Raw genomic sequence first — 24,270 nt, forward strand, 5'->3', positions numbered from 1 at the left:
TAGTGAACATCGAGAAAAAAGGATTATTATTCTTATCCTATGGTAGCCCTTCAAGTAAGGATGATCTAGTGCCATATATGACGAGTATTCGTCATGGTCGCGTGCCGACCGATGCTGAAGTTGCAAATCTTACCCATCGTTATGATGTCATTGGTCAGTGGTCCAACGTAGAATTACAAACGATGGCAGAACGTCAATATAATAGACTGCTTACGTTGTTGCCATCCATACCATCGGCCATCGGATATCTTCATATGAAGCCGTCCATTGCTGATGCGGTAGATACATTAGTCAAACAAGGTGTAGAGCATATTATCGCTATCGTAACGGCCCCATTCTTTACGTCTCTTGGTACTGGTGCTTATGAGAAGCAAGTGCAGGCTGCAATTGGTGACTTTCAAGATGTAACCTTTGATGTTATTCGTGCTTGGTGGGATCAACCTTCCTTTATCGAGTATTGGGTGAAAGCAGTTTCAGACTGCATCAATGACACTAAAGATGTATTTGTTATTTTTAGTGCTCATAGCATACCTCTTATTAATAGTCATAATGCAGACTCTTATGCTTTGGCCTTAGAGGAAAGTGCAAAAGAAATCGCTCAACGGTGCGATTTAGAACAGTGGTCTGTAGCTTGGCAGAGCGCAGCCCCTCACGGGCAATGGTTAGGTCCAACCGTAGCGGAAGCAATCAATCAATCTTTGCGTAGTGGTGCGATACATATAGCCTTTGTACCATTTGGCTTTGTAAGCAATCATGTAGAGGTATTGTACGATAATGATGTAGAGTGTAAAGAACTCGTTGATGCTGGCGGCGCTGTATATATGCGTGCAGAAATGCCGAATTGTGATGAAACATTCTTGCAAGCGATGGCGAGTGCAATAATAGAAAGGATTCATTCGTGAATGTAACAATAGTGGGCGGTGGCTTAACTGGATTGACAGCGGCTTATTATTTAGGCCGTGCAAAGCCGGACTGGACCATCACTCTTTATGAACAAGCACCACGATTTGGTGGGAAAATACAAACACAACGCGTCGATGACTTCGTGGTAGAGCTCGGACCTGATTCTTACTTAGGCCGTAAAACGGAAATGACGGATCTCGTCTATGATCTCGGATTAGGGGACACCCTTGTATCGAATGAAACAGGGCAAGCCTTTGTGTATGACAAAGGTTCTATTCATCCGATTCCAGGGGGCTCTATCATGGGCATCCCTACGGAAATGATGCCTTTTGTGAAAGCAACGCTTATTTCTTGGCCTGGCAAATTGCGAGCTGGTTTAGATTACTTTAAAAAGCCATACCAACTAGATAAAAATGGAGATGTATCTATTGGTCATTTCTTTCAATACCATTTAGGTCAAGAAATGATGGATAAGCTCATCGAGCCTCTATTGGCGGGTATCTATGGCGGCGACATTTATAAAATTAGCTTGTTATCTACATTCCCTCATTTTATTCAAGTAGAACAAAAATATGGGAACATGGTAAAAGGCATGATGGCTGCTAAGATGGGCCACTCTAAAGCGGGGGTTACTAAAGCGGCTAAAGGTGCCGTAGCTGAAGGCGACGTACCGCGTGCTGGTAAAGGGACTATGACAGACCGTCAATTCGAAAGCCATGAAGCAAAGTCTAGTCAAACTGCATCTACGAATAATAGTTCAAACAGTTCTGGCCATGCCACAAATACTAGTCCACACCGACAAACTAGTAAGGTTCAAGCGGATATGGCGAGTCGTAAGGGGACTGCTGCTCAATCTGGTATGTTCCGCCAATTGACAGGCGGCCTTGAAAGCGTTATTACCGCTATCGTTGATGCCATGCCTAGTAATGTGCACTTGTATACAGGTACGCTAGTTTCTAATATTCGATATGTTGAAGGTATGTATGCTATCGATGTGGAGAACTCTGGAAACGATGCTTGTGGCTGTCAGTCTCATTCTAAATCTATTAGAACTGCGTCTATTAATGCTGAGAACAGGGTAGAAGCTAGTGATTCTACTACAGATTCAGCTATAGAGGTACTCCTTGATAAAGCTCCTGCTATGGCGGATCATGTGATTATCGCGACACCGCCTGCCACATATACGCAATGGTTTAAGGATGATCCGGGTTTTGATTTCTTGCGCTCCATGGAACAGTCGAGCTGTGCTATTGCTATTATGGCCTTTGATAAAGCTACCTTTGATGGTGACTTAAAAGGTTCGGGCCTCTTGATTACACGCAACACAGATACACCTCTTACAGCGTGTACTATTCTTAATCAAAAATGGCCTCAAACAACGCCTGACGATAAAATCGTATTGCGCGTCTTTATTGGTAAACCTGGTAATGATGTAGTAGAACATCTCAATGATAAGGAACTTTCAGAGTTAGCAGTAAAAGAAATTCAACGCATTATGAATTTTGCAGCACAACCTGAATGGGTGCGCATCAATCGTCTCATTCACTGCATGCCTCAATATAATGTGGGCCATCGCGCAGGGATCACAGCAGTGCGTGAACATGTGGCAAAACACTATCCAAATTTACATCTCATTGGTACACCATTTGATGGCATCGGTATTCCTGATGGTGTGAAGCAAGCGAAAGAATTAGTACAGTCTATTGTGGATAGTAATAAAAGTTAATATTAATAAATAATTATAAGAAAAGACTCCATATGCTATAATAGTATATGGAGTCTTTTCGATTCTTAAAGTAATAGATATATATCCTTTTAATATAATCACTATAGATAGGAGTGATCACAATGGGAAAAGCAATCCCTACAGTAGAAGGTTGGCATAGCCAACACATGGTCTTTGCTATGGATTTCAGTGCATGGAACTGCTTTACAGCTGAAGAAAAAGCAGAAGCATGCAACGAATTAAAAGCATTTTTAGCAGACCTTGAAGCTAAACATCAAGCTAAAGAAGGTAGCTATGCATTCTATGATTGTAATGGTGCAAAAGGGGACTTAATCCTATGGATCCTTGGTCCATCCCTTGAATACTTGGCACAAGTAGAACGCAAATTCCGTCGCCTTGCGATTGCAAGCGTATTAGTTCAAACATATTCCTATACATCTGTAACAGAAGTAAGTGCTTATGTTAAAGCTAAACTCGATACAGAAGAAGTTAACCAAAAATTATACCCTCATGTACCTCGTGACAAATACATCTGCTTCTATAACATGAGCAAAAAACGTGAAGGTGATGACAACTGGTTCATGCTACCACCACAAGAACGAGGCATGTTGATGAAATCTCACGGTGAACTTGGTAAAACATACCTAGACGTTTTATCCGAATTTACAACAGGTGGCTGTGGCCTAGATGACTGGGAATGGGGCATTACAATCTTCAGTAATGACGACATCCAATTCAAAAAAATCGTATACGATATGCGCTTTGAAGTAGCCAGTGCAAAATACGGCATCTTCAGCGACTTCTACGTTGGTACCATCATCGACGATGCACTACTAGAAGAAATCTTTGGATAAAAAAGGGGACTGCTTGGCAGTCCCTTTATTCTAATTTGACGATATATATCTTTAACTCTATAATATAAATAGATAGTCAGACGAGTAGGACGTCAGGCGCATCTCAAAAACTAATTATCTAGGAAATGGCCTTTCTGTTTAGCTAATTACGCATGGTAACGGAGGGCTATTTTTTATTTCCTTTTTAATGAATGCTATAATTTTGAACAGAAAATTTGATGTTCGTACTGCACTGCGTAAAATATAATTCACTATATCTGAGCATCTTATTTACAACTATATTTTTATAAAAGAGAACCCCGCATCGATCCGACTTACGAGGTCAAGGCCCTAGGCCGCAGGCCTGATACGTATGGAGGAGAGATGCGGGGTTTCTTTTATCACTTAGTTTAGAAAAGTGAATTATATTTTGTTGTACTGTGGAGTGAACGTAAATTTTCTGTTTCCAGAAAATTATACGTTCATATTTGCGCTTTTACGCACATAGAACCAGTAGCACACAGCTACTGTTACCAGGTTGAACACAAGTAATGCAACGAAAGCTGGGTAGATACTACCGAATGTAGTATATGTGAAACCGAAGATCTTAGGTGTAATGAAGGCACCGTATGCAGCTACGGCAGCAACGAAACCTGTAATTAAAGAGGAAAGCAATGGATTGCCGAATACGTGAGGAATCATACGGAATGTAGCACCTGTTGCGAAGCCACAGCATACGAATGTCAACACGGACATAGCAAAGAAGAATGGGAAGTTGTGCATATCTACGCCAACTGCAATTAGTGCTGTTGTTGCACATAGACCGAGAAGGCTTACAAAGGTAACTTTTGTACCACTATTGATTTTATCGGCTAACCAACCGCCTACAGGACGAAGAGCACCTGCAACAAGGGGACCAACAAATGCAATGGATGCAAATGGAATTTCAGGGAATTCCTTGCCGACTAGTAGGCCGAGTGCTGCCGCATAACCAGAGAAGGCACCGAAGGAACATGTGTATAGCAATGTAAGTGCCCAAGTGTGTTTGTTCCCAAAGATTTGTACAAGATTTTTAGGATTTGGTTTTTCTAGTGGTAAGTTATCCATGAAACGTGTCATAAGTGCAAGGATAACAACAAGTGGTACAATCCACATGAAAGCCGCATTGGCAAGGTATACTGCATTACCTTTGATGATAGCTGGTGTTACACCAAATACGCTACCTAATGCAGCGGAACCCATAGCGAATGGAGCTAAGAAGTAGATTACGGAGATACCAAGGTTACCAACGCCGCCGTTGATACCAAGAGCTGTACCTTTTTCAGATTTAGGGAAGAAGTTGCCAATGTACGCCATGGAGGACGAGAAGTTGGCGCCCGCTAAACCGATAAGGGCAGTTAAAATCATAAATGTCATATAAGAAGTTGTTGTATCTTGAACGGCAAAGCCAAGCCATACAACAGGAACTAATAAAATAAGTGTGGAAATAAATGTCCAGTTCTTACCACCGATTAAGGCTGGCATGTAGGTATATACAAAACGTAATGTAGCACCAACAAGACCTGGCAAGGCAGCCAATGTAAATAATTGATCTGTAGTGAAATTAAAGCCTGCACCGTTTAGCTGTGCTGCAATGGTTGCCCATAAATACCATACACAGAATGAAAGTGTTAATGCAATTGTGGATATAACCAAGTTTTGTTTAGCGATTTTTTTACCAAACTTTTCCCAAAATTCTGGATTTTCTGGTTGCCAATTAGCCACAATTTCGCTACGGCTTGCCCCTACTTGAGGCATTTTTAGTTCGCTCATTTTGAACTTCTCCTTACTGAAAAACTATACATGCAATGAAGACATGGAAGATACAATTATCAGTCAATGTATATGAATATTGCAATCTATGGAATTTCTATAGAAAATATTCGAATTACTTAGAGAACTGAGTTATAATTATTGTATCAACTAAATTTGCAATGTCTTATATCACAAATATATTATATATTGTAAAAATTTTTGTGAATGTGACATAAAACACACATATTCTGAAATTAATAAGTTATAATAATCTTATATATACAAAAAAGTATATAATACATGTACTTTTACTATAAATAGATTAGTATAACTAATGGATTTTATTTTAAAAGTACAATGGAGTGGTGAAGGTATGGATGAAAATTTAATTAACCAATTACTTGCTTTGCCGGGCGAGGAACTCCATCTTAAAAAAGGTGATTTTCTCTTCCACGAGGGGGACAAGGCAGAACACTTTTACGTAGTGTTAAAAGGTAGAATGAGCATTAAGAAATTCGAATCTAGTGGGCACATTTTTGCGCTACGATTAGTAGGACCGAATAATGTAATTGGTGAGGTTCCGTTGTATGAGGAGAACACAAAAACATACGTGTTCAACGCCATCGCTCGGGAGGATTGCACTGTTTATTCCATTCGCTATGATTTGTTAGAATCAGCTATTGCAAAAGATCATTCATTGGCTATTGCGATGATGAAAATCTATACATTACATATGCGGCGTCAACAGGCAAAATACCGAGACTTGCTGTTATACGGCAAGAAGGGAGCATTTTATTCTACCTTGTTGCGCTTAGCCAATAGTTATGGTGTGAAGCGCGAGGATGGTATCTTTATCGATATCGCTTTAACAAATCAAGAGCTAGCTGAATTTGCTGCCACATCAAGAGAAAGTTTAAATCGCATGCTAAGTGAGTTGCGTAAGTTGGGCTATGTAGCCTATGATAAACACCATCTAGTAATCTGTGATTTTGATGCTTTAATCGGATTGCTTGATTTAGAGGTTGATAATATAGACCCTAATATTAGTAATATCGAATAACAGTATTTTCTCCCTTGTGTTAGCTCAGCTAGCACAAGGGATTTTTTTGTAGTTTTGAAGGAGGACACGAGATGAGCTTGTTGTCTCAAAAGTTTAAGTTTCTTCGGAAGAAGAACGTATCTCCAAGCGGCCATCAAATAACTGAAGATGGCGGTCGCGAGTGGGAAAATTTTTATCGTGACCGTTGGTCTTACGATAAAGTTGTCCGCACAACGCATGGCGTAAACTGTACTGGTTCTTGTAGCTGGAATATCTACGTTAAGAATGGTGTTGTAGCGTGGGAAAATCAGGCGATTGATTACCCTGAAACACCAGATGATATGCCGGATTACGAACCACGTGGATGCCCTCGTGGTGCAACATTCTCTTGGTATCTCTATAGCCCATTACGCGTAAAATATCCATATGTGCGCGGTGAATTGGCTGAGCTTTGGAGAGAAGCTAAAAAACATGCTAAGAACCCAATCGAAGCTTGGAAATCTATCGTAGAAGATCCTGAAAAAGCGAAGAAATACAAATCTGCCCGTGGTATGGGTGGCTTTGTGCGCTCCACATGGGATGAAGCGACAGAAATTACTGCCGCATCCTTATTATATACTGCAAAAACATACGGCCCTGACCGCAACGCAGGCTTCTCTGTAATTCCAGCGATGTCCATGTTGTCCTATGCAGCAGGTGCTCGTTTCCTTAACTTAATGGGTGGTACACCATTGTCCTTCTATGACTGGTATGCCGATTTACCACCTTCTAGCCCTCAAGTTTGGGGTGAACAAACTGATACACCTGAATCTGGTGACTGGTACAATGCTGGTTACATCATGACTTGGGGTTCTAACGTACCGTTGACTCGTACGCCAGATGCTCACTTCTTAACAGAGGTTCGTTACAAAGGTACTAAAGTAGTATCCGTATCCCCTGACTATGCGGAATCTACAACTTCTTCCGATGCTTGGCTCAATGTAAAAGCCGGTACTGATGCGGCTCTTGCTATGGCAATGGGCCACGTAATCTTAAAAGAATACTACATCGACAAGGAAACTCCATACTTCAAAGAGTATGCTAAAGAGTTCACAGATATGCCATTCCTTGTACGCGTTGAAGAAATCAACGGCACAGTTCAACCAGGCCGCTTCTTGAATGCTAAGGACTTAGGTCGCCAAGAAGAAGGCGCTGACTTCCAAATGGTATTGATCGATGAAACAACAAATGAAATCGTTATTCCTAATGGTACAATGGGCGAACGTTACACAAATCCACAAAAATGGAATTTACGCCTTGAAAACCGCGATACAGGGGCTAAAATCGATCCTCGCTTATCCGTGTTTGATCAACGTGAAGATGTGACTGTTGTTAAGTTGCCATACTTTGGCGATGAAGAGCACGAAGGCGTAATTGAACGTGCTATTCCTACAATTACAGTACAAACTGTAGATGGTCCTGTAAAAGTAACTACTGTATATGACCTTATTCTTGCTAACTATGGTATCGACCGTGGTATCGGTGGTGAAGTGGCAACATCTTATACAGATGACACTCCTTACACACCTACATGGCAAGAAAAAATTACTGGTGTAAAAGCAGATATCGCTATTGCCACAGCTCGTGAGTTTGCAGATAATGCAGAAAAAACTAAAGGTCGCTCCATGATTATCATGGGTGGTGGTATTAACCACTGGTACCATGCAGATATCATTTACCGTACAATCTTGAACCTCATCATGTTCTGTGGTACAGAAGGTGTTAACGGTGGTGGCTGGGCTCACTACGTAGGTCAAGAAAAACTTCGTCCTGTTGAAGGCTGGGGCGGTATCATGACAGCTAACGACTGGAGTAAAGCTCCTCGTTTGCAAAATGGTACATCTTGGTTCTACTTTGCTACAGAACAATACCGTTCTGATTGCATCGATTTGGCAGACCGCGTATCTAAATTAGCTAAGCCTCGTTACCGTCACCCTGGTGACTACAACGTATTGGCTGCACGTTTAGGCTGGTTGCCATCTTACCCTACTTTCAATAAAGGCAGCCAAGCCTTGATTAACGACGCTCGTGCAGCGGGTGCTGGTACAGAAGCAGAAATCAACCAATATGTGGCGCAAGCGTTGAAAAACAAAGAATTACAATTCTGCGTAGAAGATCCAGCGGCTAAAGAAAACCATCCACGCAACTTGTTTGTATGGCGTGCGAACCTTATCGGTTCTTCCTCTAAAGGCCACGAATATTTCTTGAAACATTTACTTGGTACAAAACATGGTGTTCTTGAAGATGATGATGCACCAGTAAAACCAGAAGAAATCAAATGGCGCGAAGCAGATGAAGCTGGTAAGCTTGATCTCTTAATCGATATCGACTTCCGTATGGCTTCTACAGGCTTGTACTCTGATATCGTATTCCCAGCGGCTACATGGTATGAAAAAGAAGACTTGTCTTCTACAGATATGCATCCATATGTACACGTATTCCAAGCAGCTGTTGATTGCGCATGGGAAACTAAATCTGACTGGGATACATTCCGTACCCTTGCAGAAACAGTATCTCGCGTAGCGAAAGAGTCTGGCTTCACAGAATACGAAGATATCGTAGCATTACCTCTTGGTCATGATAGCCCAGGTGAAGTGGCTCAACCAGAAGGTAAGGTTCTCGACTGGAGCAAAGGCGAATGTGAACCAATTCCTGGTAAAACAATGCCGAACCTCGTTCATGTAAAACGCGATTATAGTAAAATCTTTGAAAAATACATTGCATTGGGACCTAATATTGAAAATAAAATGGGTGCTCATGGCATGGCTTGGGATGTATCTGATGAATATAAGACATTATATGATCAAAATGGTACAATCGATAATCCAGAATTCATTTCTCATGGTCGCCCTAGCATTTACGAATGTAAGGAAGCTTGTAATGTTGTATTGACATTGTCCTCTTGTACAAACGGTAAATTGGCTGTTCGCTCTTGGAAAGCAATGGAAGAAAAAACAGGTCTTTCTGGTCTTGAAAAGAACGCAAAAGGCCGTGAACAAGAAAAAATTACTTTCGATGACATGGTTCGCCAACCACGCTTCATTATTAGCTCTGTAACAAGTACTGGTAAGAACGATAAAAACCGTCGTTACTCTCCATTTACAACATCTACAGAAGATAAGGTACCATTCCGTACCGTAACAGGTCGTCAATCCTTCTATTGCGACCATGAAATGATGCGTGATTACGGTGAAGCTATGGCGTTGTACAAACCTGTATTGTCCTATAAACCAGTACAAGGTGACTACAAACAAGAAGGTATCCCTGAAATCACATTGAAATACTTAACACCACATCATAAGTGGTCTACACATAGTATGTATTTCGATAGCCAACAAATGTTGACATTGTTCCGTGGTGGTCAAACAATTTGGCTCAACGAAGACGATGCAGCAGAAATTGACGTTAAAGATAATGATTGGGTAGAAGCTTTCAATAAAAACGGTATCGTTGCAGCTCGTGCTGTAGTTTCCCCACGTATTCCTCGCGGTATTTCCTATATGCACCATTCCCAAGACCGTCACATTAACGTTCCTGGTGCGAAGGTTAAGAAACAACGTGGTGGTACGCATAATGCACCAACTCATATTCACATGAAACCGACACACATGATCGGCGGTTATGGCCAATTGAGCTATGGCTTTAACTACTATGGCCCAACTGGTAACCAACGTGATATGACAATTGTGGCTCGTAAAATGAAGGAGGTAGATTGGCTTGAAGATTAAGGCTCAAGTATCTATGGTCCTAAATTTGGATAAGTGTTTGGGTTGTCATACATGCTCTATCACTTGTAAAAATACATGGACGAACCGCGAAGGCGCGGAATATATGTACTTCAATAACGTGGAAACTCGCCCAGGCGTAGGTTATCCACGTCATTGGGAAGACCAAGAAAAATGGAAAGGCGGCTGGACATTAGATAACTCTGGCAAATTAGCTCTTTCTACAGGTTCTAAAACAAATCGTTTGATGAAATTATTCTTCCATCCTGAACAACCAGAATTGAAAGATTATTTTGAACCTTGGACATATGACTATGAAACATTGATTCATGGTGGTCGTAAAAACAACCAACCAGTTGCTCGTCCTCGTTCCCTAGTGACTAAACAAAAAATGGAAGTTACTTGGGGCCCTAACTGGGATGATGATTTAGCAGGTGGTCAACACGCTCGTTCCGATGTGAACTTGGCTAAGATGGGCGAAGATATCGTATTTGATTACGAAGAAGTATTCATGCGTTATTTGCCTCGTCTTTGTAACCACTGCTTGAACCCTGCATGCGTAGCTGCATGTCCATCCGGCGCGATTTATAAACGCGACGAAGATGGTGTGGTTCTCGTATCTCAAGATGTATGCCGCGGTTGGAGACATTGTGTTCCATCTTGTCCATACAAAAAAATCTTCTATAACTGGGAAACTAATAAAGCTGAAAAATGCGTATTCTGTTACCCACGCTTAGAAAATGGCTTGCCTCAAATCTGTGCTGAAACTTGTGTAGGCCGTATGCGCTATGTTGGCGTTGTATTCTACGATATGGATAAAGTAGAAGCTATGGCAGCTACAAAAAATGAACAAGATATTTACGAAAATACATTAGATTTGATTTTGGACCCTCATGATCCAGAGGTTATCAAAGCGGCTCGTGCTGAAGGCATCTCCGAAGCATGGATTAAAGCAGCTCAAAAATCTCCTGTATACAAACTTGTAAAAGAGTGGGGCGTGGCATTGCCATTGCATCCTGAGTATCGCACATTGCCAATGGTTTGGTATGTACCACCACTCAGCCCAATCTTGCAACGTGTAACATCTGATGTATACTTGCCAGATGCACATGAAATGCGCGTACCTGTACAATACCTTGCTAACTTGTTTACAGCAGGTAATACAGAAATCTTAGCTCGTACATTGCAACGTGTTCTCGACATGCGTGAATATATGCGTCGTCGTGAAACAGGTGACGGTCCTATTGAACACAAAGTTGATTTAACAGAGGATCAAATGTACGGTATGTACAAATTGTTGGCATTGTCCAAATACAATGATCGCTTTGTTATTCCATCTGACGTAAAAGTATCTCGCGAAGGTCGCCTAGAAATGCAACATAATCGCGGATTTGCTTGCCCTACAGGGGGATGTCAATAATGAAGGATGCTCAGAAAATCGCTCTTATTGCGTCATTTCTTCTACGCTATCCTGATGAACAATGGTATAACGAACTACCTGAATGGAGAGAGGACGCCCAATCCGTTGGGCATCCTCAACTTCGCCAAGGTTTATTAGAATTCTTCGACTATGTAGAGGAATCCAATAAAAAAGAATTTGAAGACCAATATGTTCGTACCTTTGATTTTAGTCAAAATACAACTATGTATTTGTCGACTTATGAATTACAAGGTACTGGGGAACAAGCAGAAGAACTCGTTAAATTTAAAGCTTTCTTCCTAGAAAACGACTATGATTTACCAAAAGAAATGCCAGACTATATTCCAGCACTTCTTGAATTATGTGCCGTTATCGATGATGAAAAAGCAAAAGAAATTTACGACTATTGTAAGCCAAAATTGGAATACATTAGAGAACGCTTCATTGAGGCTAAATTGCCTTATGCATTCTTGTTTGATATTATCTTGTCTGTTGCAAATGGATTGGAGGACGGTGCACGATGAATCTATTCCTTTGGGGCGCTTTGCCTTACATCGCTTTCACCTTCTTAATCGTAGGTACTTTGGTTCGTTTCTTCTACTTTGAAAGAAACTGGACTACAAAATCGAGTGAATTTTTAGAGAAAAAACAATTGCGCATTGCCAATCCATTGTTCCACTTTGGCTTGCTTTGCGTTATCGGTGGTCACGTAGTAGGTGTGTTAATCCCTAAAACTTGGACTGCTGCAATCGGTATTAATGACCATATGTACCATGAAGGTGCGTTATACATGGGTGCTGTAGCTGGTATTATCTTTATCGTAGGCTTCTTGCTTTTGATGAAACGTCGCTTTACTGTGCCTGCTATGAAAGTTAACACATCTGGCCTTGATAAATGGTTATACTTGTTCTTAACATTAGCTATTTTCAGCGGTATGGCTGGTACATTGCTTAATGCATCTGGTTTCTTTGATTACCGCGTATCCATCGGTCCTTGGTTCCGCAGCCTATTAGCATTTATGCCGGATCCATCCTTGATGGAAGGTGTACCATTTATGTTTAAATTCCACATGTTCGCGTGGATGGCAGTGGCAATCATCTTCCCATTCAGCCGTTTGGTACACTGCTTGAGTGCTCCACTCAACTACTTAACACGTCCGTTCATCGTTTATCGTAAACGAGATGAAAAATAACTAGGATGATGATTGATTTGTATACCTTTTTATAATATGACAAATTAATCTAAGCCCCTTGTATTGATATTAGTTTATGCTAAGCAATACAAGGGGCTTTTATTTGCTAATTTTGCTTAGCGGAGTTTAGATACTATAACATTATTTCTGATTGAATTACCTATTTTTACCGAAATACTTTGGAGTTGTTTATATAGTTAGAATAAAAGACTAAATTAGAATTATTCTTATAATGAATGGTACCTATCTAATAAAAGTAGTCTACAAATCTCGATTTAAATGATAAAATATATTAAGTAAATTTGGCGTTTCAGGAATTATGTTAGAGAGGTTTAAGATGAATCAAGTGGAAACGAAACAGTATAAGAGTATTTACCATATCTTTATATGGATTGCAGTATTCTCCTTAATTATGATCGGTTTATTGGAGTGGGGCTATATCGTAGGTGGTCGTGCCTTCGGCAACTATAAAGTCTATACAGGCCTTGTACCTTGGTGCGCGTGGATTGTGATGACTTATTTGGCAACGCGCCCTAAATGGTTTACTAGTCGTTATAACTTAGGTGAAATGTTCAAGATTCACCGTGCATTAGGCATTGCATCTGTAGCTGTTATTGCGTTCCATTTATATCTCTATTTTGGTAAAGCTGCTAAATCCGTCCTCGGTTGGTGGGGTGGCTATGTAGCCCTCACTTCTTTTGGTATTGCTACAATTTCTGGTCTTGCATTCTTAACACCAAAGTTGAGAAAGGTAACTGCATCTGGTCGAACAATAGGTATTTGGTTTCACCGCTTAAATCTTGTAGCATTAGTTGCTGCAGATATTCATATCCATGGCTTTACGCGAATTTCCAAAATGGTACCATTCCTTCAAGTGTTTGATATCATTACATATGGTCTTGTGATTTATTGCATCTACTTGATGTTTAAAAAGAAATAATATGAATTGCTAAAGTCCCTTCTGTATAGTACAGAAGGGACTTTTTTAGTTATATTTTTATTTTCCAAGAAATAAAATATTCTATATTATCAGTTTGATACATAATTGATTGTGAGATTGATATACATTCTCTCTTTACTGACCTGATGAAAATTGCTATTATCTGTATGTTAAATATGATAATGATAATTATAGTCATATAATTCATTGTTTCTTCATTTTTTATTAATCATTATTTATTGTGTGAGGTTTATTATGATTAAACGTAAAATGACCAGTGCTTTTGCAGTGGCAGCCATGATGAGTGTGGCTACAGCGTTTGCTGTTAATCCATTTTCCGATGTTCCGTCCGATAGCTGGGCATACCAAGCAGTAGATCAATTGGCTACAGCTGGTATTATCAATGGTTATCCTGATGGTACTTTTAAAGGCCAAAATAACATTACTCGTTACGAAATGGCTCAAATGATTGCGAAAGGCATGGCTAATCAAGATCGTGCTAATGCAGAACAACAAGCTATGTTGAACCGCTTGGCTGACGAATTTTCCAATGAATTGAATACACTTGGTGTGCGTGTAGCTAAATTGGAAGACCGTGTAGGCAATGTAAAGGTTACTGGTGATGCTCGTATCAACTACATCGGTAAAGAGGGGATCGATGGTTATGATTACGAAGATAAACTTACAGCCCGTGTACGTTTAGGCTTAGATGCAAAGGTTAATAAAAATACATCTGTAAAAGCTCGTATTACAACAGGCTCTATTGAACTAGGTGATAGTTCTAAAGATGCTCAAGCTAATTGGGATTTAGCATATGTAGAGCATAAATTCGGTAAAAATGTTGTAGTTGATGCTGGTCGTTATACCCAAAAATTTGGTGGTGGCTTGATTTATAGCTCTAACTTTGATGGTGTAGGCGCTACAGCGAAGCTAGGTGATAAAGTTACATTAAATGGTGCATATGGTTATATGACAGCAGGCCGTTTTGCTAAGACTAGTAAAGATGATAATGGTGATGTAGGTCTTATTAATGCCCATGTAGCTGTTAATGATCACTTTAGCTTTGGCGGTATGTTTGCTCATGTAGGTACAACAAATGTACGTATGGGTAATGGCAAGAAAAATAACGAATTCGATAATGTATATGGCTTTAATGCTAAATATAATGTTGGTAAATTCGGTATTGATGGCGAGTGGGTAAAAGCATCTGGCTTGAGTGATTCCGATGTTTGGAACGTAGGCGTTAAATGGGGCGATTATAAAATTAACAAGAAAAACTCTTGGGATATCCGCTTAGATTACTTTGATCAAGCTAAAAATGCACCTGTATTTAAAACGCAAAAATATGAATCTAATGACTTATTAAAGAAAACACGGTATGAAGGTTATAAAGCATGGCAATTAGGTGCATCTTACGCACCAGAGAAAAATATTGGTATTAATGCATACTATGGCTTCCATGCGAAAACACAAGATGGTAACCGTGTAAATGATTTCTACCGTGCAGACCTCAACTTCAAATTCTAGTTCTAATTTTAGGATGGATCTGGATTTAATAACTAATTAGTTTTAAGTTCTAAGTAGAATGCTATGTGGATTGAAATTGTTAGCATGCTACATTAGGCCAACTAGATATATACTGGTAGTTTGTATAAGAAATAGTGAGGTTTATATGGTAGAAGTAGTAAAAAAACAGTTTAAGAGTAAATACCATATTTTAATATGGATTGCGGTTTTATCCCTAATATTTATGGGAATGGTAGAATATGGTTATGTAACAGGCGGTAGATCATTTGGTAACTGGAAGGTTCACTTAGGTCTTATTCCTTATGTTGCATGGCTTGTATTAACATATATTGCAACAAGACCAAAATGGTTTATCAAACGATATAATCCAAAAGAAATGTTTGAAGTTCATCGCATCGTAGGTATCGTTAGTGTTGTTCTTGTATGTGCACATTGGTATGTATACTTCTTGAAAGCATTGAAGTCCTTCTTAGGATTCTGGGGCGGTTATATCTCCCTTGGAGCCATGTTTATTGCTCTTATCTTTGCCGTATTGTACTTAACGCCTTGGGTAGGCAATATGGCAAAATCTGTATCTCGTAAAAAAGCAATCTGGATTCATCGTTTGAACCTTATTGCTATCATTGCAGCAAATATTCATGTTCATGGTTTTGGACGTTTGTCTAAAATGGTACCATTCTTACCTGTATTTGATGTAGTGACGTATGCACTTGTTATTTACTACATCTATTGGATGTTCAAACAAAAATAAATGATGTATACGTACTTTTATTCTTATAAAAGTCGTATAATCATAGAACTAAAAAGAGACCATCTCTACCCTTTATATGTGGAAGAGATGGTCTTTTTTTATTCTTTACGATACAATAGGAGTATACGTATATACTTTACGGATTTGTGTAAGTATATGCTGTTTGTTATTGTGAGGGTTAGGGTAAATTAGTATTATAAACATTTATTATGTTTTAGCTTATTTTTAGACATTATTAATATGTATATATTACCTTTCTAGATAATCTCAAATAAGAAAGAAGGGCATTATGGATTCTTCTTGGAAACGAATTATATACCTAATTTGTACCATACAGGTTGGTGGCGGTATAACCATTATAGGGGTGGTTTCGTTTATTCCTTTGTTTTTGGCTGAACTAGGACTTCATGATCAAGGACAGGCGGCTATGTGGGCAGGGATTGTATCTGGGGTTACGCCTTTAATGGTAGCACTTAGTGCACCTTATTGGTCTCGTAAGGCAAATCAATGGGGCCCTCGTAAGGTAATGATGCTCATTTTGTTTATTCTGATGATTACTGTTGGAGCTTGTGCTTTTACACAGACGCCAATGCAATTATTGATTCTACGTATTTTGCAAGGTGTTGTGGGTGGTTATGTGCCGATAGGATTAGCTATTATTGTCCTTATAACACCTGAGAATAAAGTGCCTTGGGCAATGGGCTTATACCAAGCGTCTATGGTTATGGGCCTCGTCTTTGGACCGCTCATGGGTGGCCTTGTGGCCGACTTCTTAGGTTATCGTGCACCATTTTTGGTATTTTCTGCATTGACTGGGATTTGTATGTTAGGGATTTATTTCTTAATGCCCAATTTACAGTTCAAACATAAGGTGGATGAAAGTGTATCAGAAATTTCGCTGATTAAATATTTTTTATCTATACCTCGTGTACGTCTCCTTGTAGGAATGCTATTCTTGTGTAATTTTGGTATTACAGGTATAGGTCCTATTTTACCGTTATATATTAAGCACTATATGCATATGACTGACGAGTTTGTGGCGACTATTGTTGGTATTATTATCTTCGGTGCTGGTGTATTCAGTGCCTTAGCATCCATTTCAATCGGTAAGGTAACACAACGATTGACCATGCCTCGTATTATCTTTACTGCTACATGGGCAGTGGGCTCCTTATTTATTTTGCAATACTTAATGCCTAGTATATGGGGACTAGGCATATTCCGTGCTATAGCCGGATTCTTTATGGGCTTTATTACGCCCATTGCAAATACGCTGATATCCAAGGCCGTCCCTATTGAGCGACGAGGCATCGTCTTTGGCGCCGTATCTAGCGTAGCTATGATGGGTAATGTATTAGGCCCTGTTATAAGTGGTGTTATTGCTCGCGCCTTTGGATATGGTGCTGTGTTCTGGTCTACGGCGACAATATTCTTTGTGGCGTCCTGGTTTGTATATCGTAATTTAGTTATGTCTCGTGAAAGCAGTTCATCATAGTGAATCTACTTTCAATGAAATATAATAGTTGTAGTTGTAGTTGTAGTTGTAGTTGTAGTTGTAGTTGTAGAGAAACATATTATGTGAGTAGCAAATACCAATGAGAGGGGTTGGTGTATGTTGTGTAGTGGGCTAGTAGATAGAGTAAGGCTACTAATTATAAGAGAGATGAGAGTGTATCGTTATGTTGTTGAAACAATTAGAGTATTTTGTGTGTGTAGTTGATAATAATAGTTTTACTCAAGCTGCGACAGAGCAGTATGTGTCTCAATCTGCTATTTCACAACAAATTAAAGCCCTTGAAACGAGTTTAGGCGTGGAGCTGATGGTACGAGAAAAACGAAGCTTTCACCTAACACCAGCGGGGCAATATTTATATCGATCTGGTAAAAAATTACTAGAACGCTTTCACGCTATTAAGGTAGAAACAACCCGCATTGGTACAGATGCACGTGTTAGCTTACGAATTGGCTATTTAAATCGCTATAGTGGGATGGCTATGCAGCAAACGGTCATTCGCATGGCTAAACGCTATAAAAACCTAGATATCCGCATGTATAGTGGCAGCCATGAGGAACTATATGGCATGTTAGATGATCGTCGTGTGGATGTAATATTTAATGATCAGTGGCAGATTTTATCTGATGATTATGAAAGTTTTTTGATTGATAAGGCGATCACCATAATTGAGGTGCCACAAGGTTATACAAAGGAAGGTAGCGTCGAAATTAAAACTATTGATGACTTACCACTTATCTTAGTTTGTCGCGGTAAGTATACGCTAGCTGAGGAAGAACATTATCGTAAGGCCATTGGTTATGCCGGTGCCTTTGCATATGCTCGTACATTAGAGGAGGCGCGCTATTTAGTAGCAGGTCAACAAGGACTATTGCTGCTTGATCGTTTTAAATATTTAACCGACTCCATGCCAGGTATTGAGCGCAAGGTATTAACTAACCATGGTAAATCGATGGAGCGCAATTACTACTTTGTATCGCAACAAAATCAAAATAATACCTATGTAGAAGCTTTTAGAGACATGTTTAGACAAGTTTTGTCAGAGTTTTAATGTATCAAAGACGGATTATGTAAAATAAATTTAATCGTCATATAACAAATAAACAATTACAATATAAAAGCCGTTAGCATATGCTAACGGCTTTACTGTCTATAGATTGCGGTATTAAAGTTATTTTAATTAAAATATTCTAAGAACATTGTGACTCCATCGATGAATAATTTTATACCATAAATGACGAGAACGGCTCCGCAGAAGCGATTGATCCAAGCCATATGGGTAATTTTTATTTTTTTAGCTAATAAATGCATGGTGGCAGCTAAGGCTCCAAACCACATTGGTGTCATAGCTAGGAAGCCTCCAAAGAAATAATAAATACCTTCTTCAGGTATATTAGCTTGAAAGGCGCCGAGCATCATAGTTGCATCAAGAACGGCTTGAGGATTCCCCCAGGATACAGCGATAGCGGATAGGATAATTTTACGAATTGGAATATTCGTATTTACATTGCGTATATCTGGTTCAGTTCTGAATATATTAAAGCCCATGTATACAATCAGTAGGCCCCCAAAAAGGAGTACGATAAGCTTTGTAAGCGGCCACATTTCAAGAATGGCGCCGATACCAAAGAAGGCTGCCGTACTGAGGCTCATATCAAATAGTGCCAATATGATAAGGGTCAATATGATACGACGTATAGGTTGTACCAATGCTGTGTTGATGATGAAGAGGTTTTGCATGCCAACAGGGGCAAATGTTGCGAGACCGACAAGAAGTCCTTGTAAGAAGTACATGTTAACCCTCCTAACTATAGTATGATAAAGTACTAATAAGGTGAATAGTAGCACGAAACCCCTCCATTACTGGAGGGGTTATTACTATTCTAACTATATACAATTATATCATATTAAAATAGGTATGTATATTTCTTACCATAAACCAATCATATGTTGTGTAGCTAGGCTGACTGCTGTGATGGCAATCCAGCAACAAGCACCCAATGCAAGGGCAGAACCACCGGATTTTATCAATTTTACGATATTAGTATTAAGTCCGATAGCAACCATTGCCATTGTAATAAAGTATTTGGAAATAGTTTTGAATACACTCAAGAATTGAATATCTACATTCGCATAGGATAATGCTGTTGTAATAAGAGAACAAATCACAAAGTATAAAACAAATTTAGGGAAGATTTTAGCGATGCTAACACTGCTACCATCAGCTTGAGCAGCACTTTGTTTTGCTTTATATACTTGGTAACTTGCTAAACCTAAACAAATAGGAATAATAGCGAGGGTACGTGTTAATTTAACGATTGTCGCATATTCTAGTACTTGTGTACCAGTACCTTTCATACTATCCCATACGGCAGCTGTAGCTGTTACAGAGGATGTATCGTTTACGGCTGTACCAGCAAATAGACCAAAGCCCATATTGGAAAGACCAATAGCATCACCAAATGGAGGGAATACAAAAGCTGCTACTACATTGAAGAAGAATACAACGGAGATTGCTTGGGCAATATCTTGATCCTCTGCCTTGATGACTGGTGCAGCTGCAGCGATAGCAGAACCACCACAAATGGAGGAACCTACGCCGATAAGTACAGCTGTATTAGAGTCGATATGAGTGAGTCGATAGATAACATATGACACGATTAAGGATGTAGCGATGGTTGAAATAATGACAGGTAATGAAATCCAACCTACATGTAAAATCTGTGTAATATTTAAGCCAAAGCCCAATAAAATAACAGCCCATTGTAAAATCTTTTTAGATGTGAAGCCGATGCCGGCACCAGTTTTTTCGCGCTTCCAAGATGTGAATATAGAGCCAATAATTATACCTAAGATAATGGCAAAGATTGGGCTACCGATTAGATGAAACTCTAGGCCTAATAGCCAACAAGGAATAGCGAGGACTGCACAGAGCAGAATGCCTGGCAACGTTTTTTGATTGATACCCATAATAAAAATCTCCTTACTGTACATACAGTTCACGCCATATGTGGTATCATGTGGCGTTTCTTTTCTATAATTTTAATGGTACCACATTGGGGAATTATAATCTACTAGTAATGTAAGAAATATACAGTATATTCATTTTTATAAATATATAAGAATAAAAGGTATAATAAATGAATATTAATTATAAAGATAGAATTAATATGAGTTTTATGGCCTTCTTGTGAAGATGATAGGTTATAATAAATATTTATAGGTGATGAAAATCTCTTGTTTTTCATTGAATATATTGTATATAATGAATAGAATCTATTTTATAGATAGAAATGTAAATGAGGTACCTTATGATTGATATTAAAAAAATAATTGAAACCAATAAAGAGTATGTGAAAAATCACCCAGAATTACCAAAAGCAGGATTAACAAGCCATCCTACTAAAAAACTAGGTATTGTCACATGTATGGATACGCGTTTAGTCTGCATGCTAGAAGATGCATTAGGTTTTAACCGTGGTGAAATCATCGTTATAAAAACAGCCGGTAATAGTGTAACGCAACCTATCGATAATATCGTACAAAGCTTGCTAGTAGCTACGTATGGTATGGAAATTGAAGATGTATTAGTCATCGGCCATGAAAACTGCGGCATGATTGATTTCTCTGCTACAACGTTTATGGAATCCATGAAAGAAAAAGGTATCAGTGAAGATGCGATTCGCATGATCGAACCAGGACTTATTGACTGGATGGATCGTTTCCACATCTCCGAAGACAATGTAATCTATACAGTTAACTTCTTGCGTCACCACCCATTATTCCCAAAAGGAATGGGATTCTATGGAGGGATGATGGATCCTGATACAGGCGAATTCCGCTACCTCGAAATATAACCTTTGATTTGATGGGTCCCAAGTTGATTTGTACATTTAAGTGAAAAAGGACGATAACTAACCTCTACGCTCCAAAGCGAGCTAAGTCGCTAATCGGTTAGTTATCGTCCTTTTTCTAACTGTACCTATGAATTAGTCCCATCAAATCTGAATGTCTATTACCGAAATAGCGTAATTTCGCTGTATCAATAGGGAAAGGGAACCTAATGGGCCCCTTTACATAACTACATTTAGGTAAAAAAGAGTGATGACTAACCTCTACGCTTCAAAGCGAGCTAAGTCGCTAATCGGTTAGTCATCACTCTTTTTCTCTTTTCTTCATATATAGCCAACCTATTATTCTCGCATTTATGGTTGTAGATAGGACTATATGGGACTGTTACATAAGTACAGCCATAAAAATCACAGAACCTAGTAAAGAGCGACTTAGCTCGCTTTGGAGCGATGAGCTAGGTTCTGTGATTTTTAACAAGGCTCGCACTAATGTATGGGGGCCCCATATAGTCCTATTACGGTAAACCTTAAGCGTAATAATAGGTTGACTATATATTCCATTTGGCTGTATATTGTAATTAGATTGTAAACTTACTCACATAAATTAGTTAACCTATGCGGCGTTAAGTATCGCTGAGAGGAGACGTGTATGAAGCAGTTAGGTATTTCTATAATTGGAACCGATACAGATGTAGGCAAGACGTTTGTGACAGGGTTGTTAGGGGCTATGGCTGTCGATGATGGCTTTGCGGTTGGTATGGTTAAACCGGTGTCCTCCAGCGCAGTACCTTTTCCTGAATGTGTAACGATGGATGAGGATAATTATAATGTGGATCTTGAAAGCAAGGATGCTACATATTTGATGCGTTCCGCTGGCATTCCTGAGTCGCGCCGTCACGAGGTTAATCCATATGCTATTGCTGGAGATTTTTCTCCTCGTCTTGCAGCAGAATTGGCTGGTATAGAAATCGATTATGCTGGTGTAGTAGCTCATACATTAGATGTTGTTAATCGCTATGATTTAACCTTTGTAGAAGGTGCTGGTGGTATTACAACACCTCTTTACGGCGATAAAACATTCACGGATTTAATAAAAGATATTAAATTACCAGCCATCGTTGTAGCTGATGGACGGTTGGGCTCCATTAACCGCGCTATTTTAACTTGTGAATACGCGAAGATGCATGGTATTGAGGTGAAAGCCATCATTGTCAATGATACGACTGCAGTAGATCCGTTCTTATTGAAAACAAATGTGGAAGATATGGAACGATATACAGGTATTCCTGTGGTGGCTGTTGTACCGCCATACCAAGGTCCAGATATCCAAAAGGTTCAGCTTGGTTGGGGGAGATCCTTTGTTGATTCTAAGAAGGTATGGCATACAGTATTAGGTCTATAAAGTTTAGATATGATAATTCAGCATATATTAGTGCTGGAAATTTAGCATAAGTTATATATTAATTTAGTGTAGTCAGATAGTGTAGTCAGATATATAGTTATTTAACTTACATTGTTTATGGTAATAGAGAGTTAGAGTTTGTAATACTTGTTAAGTATGAGGTGACGAAATGGCAGAGAAACAGCTTTCACAAGCAGCACAATGGGATCATGAGTTTGTATGGCATCCATTTACACAAATGCAAGATTGGTTGGCACAAGAACCAGTCGTAATCGAACGTGGTGAGGGGGTATACCTCATCGATGAGAACGGCAAAAAGTATTATGACGGCGTGTCCTCCTTATGGGTTAACATTCATGGGCATAACCATCCTGTATTAAACCAGGCATTGAAGGAACAAGTGGATAAAATTGCTCATAGCACATTGCTCGGTCTTGTAAGCCCACCATCTGCACAATTGTGTAAAGAATTAGTAGAGCTCGCTCCAGAAGGTTTAAATAAAGTATTTTTGTCTGATGATGGTAGTACAGCTATTGAAGTTGCTATTAAGATGGCTTACCAATACCGCCAACTAGTGGGACAAACGAAAAAAACTAAATTTATCGCCCTTAATGCAGGCTACCATGGGGATACATTAGGTACTGTATCTGTAGGTGGTATTCAATTATTCCACCAAGTATTTCATAATCTATTATTCAAACCGTTGACATTACCAAGCCCTGGCGTATATCGCGACTTAGCGGATCGAGATAAAGCTTTCGATGAGTCTTTGGCTGAATTAGAACGCATCCTTAATGAAGAGGGGAATGAAATTACAGCTCTCGTTATGGAACCATTGGTTCAAGCTGCAGCAGGCATGCTCGTCATGCCTCATGGCTATTTGAAACGAGTTCGTGAATTGACTGCAAAACATGATGTATTTCTCATTGTCGATGAAGTAGCAACAGGCTTTGGTCGTACTGGTAGATTCTTTGCCTGCGAACACGAAGATGTGGCTCCAGATTTTATGACCTTGTCTAAAGGGATTACAGGTGGTTATATGCCACTCGCTGCCACATTGACTACACAACGCATATTTGATGCATTCCTTGGCACCTTTGAAGAAAAGAAAACATTCTATCATGGTCACTCCTACACAGGTAATGCCTTAGCTTGTGCGGTTGCATTGGCTTCGTTGAAAGTTTTCCGCGATGAAAAGGTTATCGAAGGATTGCCTAAAAAAATCGAGGCTTTCACCAATGCATTAAAACCTATTGAAAAATTAAAACATGTGAAAGAGGTTCGTCAACGAGGCCTCATCGTAGGTATTGAACTTGAAAAAGATGTGGCCACTCATGAAGCATATCGTCCAAATGATGCGGTAGGGGCTAAGGTGGCTATTCTTGCTCGTGAACAAGGCCTTATTTGCCGTCCTATCGGCGATGTAGTAATTCTCATGCCTCCATTGGCGTCCACTGTGGAACAATTAGAGGATATGGTTCGCATCGTTGGTGAAAGTATCCAACGAGCTACCGAAGAAGAGGGGATTCTCGAAGATTTACGGCCAATTATTCTATAAAAATTTATGCCTAAGTATTTTATAAAGAGTTAGGTCAAAAGTAAAAGCTATATATGT

At 39.4% G+C, this 24,270-nt stretch carries 19 protein-coding genes; 16 read left to right on the forward strand and 3 right to left on the reverse strand.

The window, feature by feature from the left end; genetic code table 11:
• Window positions 1–2 precede the first annotated feature (2 nt).
• The 3 genes from hemH (at window position 3) to hemQ (ending at window position 3,483) form a co-directional block, all read left to right on the forward strand.
• A complete protein-coding gene (hemH, locus tag VEIT17_RS01025; RefSeq protein ID WP_178884310.1) occupies window positions 3–902 on the forward strand; it encodes a ferrochelatase in 900 nt (299 codons plus the stop codon).
• Window positions 899–2,629 carry a protoporphyrinogen oxidase gene (hemG, locus tag VEIT17_RS01030; RefSeq protein ID WP_178884312.1) on the forward strand — a complete coding sequence of 577 codons (1,731 nt, stop codon included), beginning with the start codon at window positions 899–901 and terminating at the stop codon, window positions 2,627–2,629. Before hemH ends, hemG begins: the two co-directional genes overlap by 4 nt.
• Window positions 2,630–2,751: 122 nt before the next feature.
• A complete protein-coding gene (gene hemQ, locus VEIT17_RS01035; RefSeq protein ID WP_129823600.1) occupies window positions 2,752–3,483 on the forward strand; it encodes a hydrogen peroxide-dependent heme synthase in 732 nt (243 codons plus the stop codon).
• A gap of 453 nt (window positions 3,484–3,936) precedes the next feature.
• On the opposite strand, the gene VEIT17_RS01040 is transcribed toward hemQ, so the two are convergent.
• Entirely contained in the window at window positions 3,937–5,274 is a 1,338-nt protein-coding gene (locus tag VEIT17_RS01040) for an MFS transporter (protein ID WP_178884314.1), read from the reverse strand.
• Window positions 5,275–5,629: 355 nt separating this feature from the next.
• On the opposite strand from VEIT17_RS01040, the gene VEIT17_RS01045 reads away from it, so the two are divergent.
• From VEIT17_RS01045 to VEIT17_RS01090, 10 genes are all read left to right on the forward strand, one after another.
• A complete protein-coding gene (locus VEIT17_RS01045; protein ID WP_060923935.1) occupies window positions 5,630–6,316 on the forward strand; it encodes a Crp/Fnr family transcriptional regulator in 687 nt (228 codons plus the stop codon).
• Window positions 6,317–6,387: 71 nt separating this feature from the next.
• On the forward strand, window positions 6,388–10,062 hold the full coding sequence (locus tag VEIT17_RS01050) for a nitrate reductase subunit alpha (RefSeq protein WP_178884317.1): 3,675 nt from the start codon (window positions 6,388–6,390) through the stop codon (window positions 10,060–10,062).
• Window positions 10,052–11,479 (forward strand): nitrate reductase subunit beta, encoded by a 1,428-nt coding sequence (gene narH / locus VEIT17_RS01055; RefSeq protein ID WP_178884319.1) that lies wholly within the window; start codon window positions 10,052–10,054, stop codon window positions 11,477–11,479. The genes VEIT17_RS01050 and narH overlap by 11 nt, the downstream gene beginning before the upstream one ends.
• Window positions 11,479–12,003 (forward strand): nitrate reductase molybdenum cofactor assembly chaperone, encoded by a 525-nt coding sequence (gene narJ / locus VEIT17_RS01060; protein WP_024064403.1) that lies wholly within the window; start codon window positions 11,479–11,481, stop codon window positions 12,001–12,003. Before narH ends, narJ begins: the two co-directional genes overlap by 1 nt.
• Window positions 12,000–12,671 (forward strand): respiratory nitrate reductase subunit gamma, encoded by a 672-nt coding sequence (narI, locus tag VEIT17_RS01065; protein WP_178884321.1) that lies wholly within the window; start codon window positions 12,000–12,002, stop codon window positions 12,669–12,671. The genes narJ and narI overlap by 4 nt, the downstream gene beginning before the upstream one ends.
• Before the next feature lie 337 nt (window positions 12,672–13,008).
• Window positions 13,009–13,611, forward strand: coding sequence for a ferric reductase-like transmembrane domain-containing protein (locus VEIT17_RS01070; protein WP_178884323.1), 603 nt, complete (start codon window positions 13,009–13,011; stop codon window positions 13,609–13,611).
• A gap of 255 nt (window positions 13,612–13,866) precedes the next feature.
• Window positions 13,867–15,138 carry a putative porin gene (locus VEIT17_RS01075; protein ID WP_178884325.1) on the forward strand — a complete coding sequence of 424 codons (1,272 nt, stop codon included), beginning with the start codon at window positions 13,867–13,869 and terminating at the stop codon, window positions 15,136–15,138.
• A gap of 145 nt (window positions 15,139–15,283) precedes the next feature.
• Entirely contained in the window at window positions 15,284–15,889 is a 606-nt protein-coding gene (locus tag VEIT17_RS01080) for a ferric reductase-like transmembrane domain-containing protein (RefSeq protein ID WP_178884327.1), read from the forward strand.
• Window positions 15,890–16,178: 289 nt separating this feature from the next.
• Complete coding sequence (locus tag VEIT17_RS01085) at window positions 16,179–17,384, forward strand: MFS transporter (protein ID WP_129823606.1); 1,206 nt, start codon at window positions 16,179–16,181, stop codon at window positions 17,382–17,384.
• A gap of 184 nt (window positions 17,385–17,568) precedes the next feature.
• Window positions 17,569–18,453 (forward strand): LysR family transcriptional regulator, encoded by an 885-nt coding sequence (locus VEIT17_RS01090; protein ID WP_129823607.1) that lies wholly within the window; start codon window positions 17,569–17,571, stop codon window positions 18,451–18,453.
• Between the two features lie 125 nt (window positions 18,454–18,578).
• Here VEIT17_RS01090 and VEIT17_RS01095 read toward each other — a convergent pair whose 3' ends face one another.
• Window positions 18,579–19,196, reverse strand: a complete 618-nt coding sequence (locus tag VEIT17_RS01095) for a LysE/ArgO family amino acid transporter (protein WP_156719712.1) — start codon at window positions 19,194–19,196, stop codon at window positions 18,579–18,581.
• A 135-nt stretch (window positions 19,197–19,331) separates the two neighbouring features.
• Window positions 19,332–20,372, reverse strand: a complete 1,041-nt coding sequence (locus tag VEIT17_RS01100; RefSeq protein ID WP_105085160.1) for a YeiH family protein — start codon at window positions 20,370–20,372, stop codon at window positions 19,332–19,334.
• 341 nt (window positions 20,373–20,713) lie between these two features.
• Here VEIT17_RS01100 and VEIT17_RS01105 point away from each other — a divergent pair, with 341 nt between their 5' ends.
• The 3 genes from VEIT17_RS01105 to bioA all read left to right on the forward strand — a co-directional run bounded on the left by VEIT17_RS01105 (window position 20,714) and on the right by bioA (window position 24,213).
• Complete coding sequence (locus tag VEIT17_RS01105; RefSeq protein ID WP_060923912.1) at window positions 20,714–21,259, forward strand: beta-class carbonic anhydrase; 546 nt, start codon at window positions 20,714–20,716, stop codon at window positions 21,257–21,259.
• 643 nt (window positions 21,260–21,902) lie between these two features.
• On the forward strand, window positions 21,903–22,655 hold the full coding sequence (gene bioD, locus VEIT17_RS01110; RefSeq protein WP_060923911.1) for a dethiobiotin synthase: 753 nt from the start codon (window positions 21,903–21,905) through the stop codon (window positions 22,653–22,655).
• Between the two features lie 169 nt (window positions 22,656–22,824).
• Window positions 22,825–24,213: an adenosylmethionine--8-amino-7-oxononanoate transaminase gene (bioA, locus tag VEIT17_RS01115; protein ID WP_178884329.1), complete on the forward strand. Its 1,389-nt coding sequence runs from the start codon at window positions 22,825–22,827 to the stop codon at window positions 24,211–24,213.
• Window positions 24,214–24,270: the final 57 nt, after the last annotated feature.

It is taken from the genome of Veillonella nakazawae (assembly GCF_013393365.1).
GTDB classification, from domain to species: domain Bacteria; phylum Bacillota; class Negativicutes; order Veillonellales; family Veillonellaceae; genus Veillonella; species Veillonella nakazawae.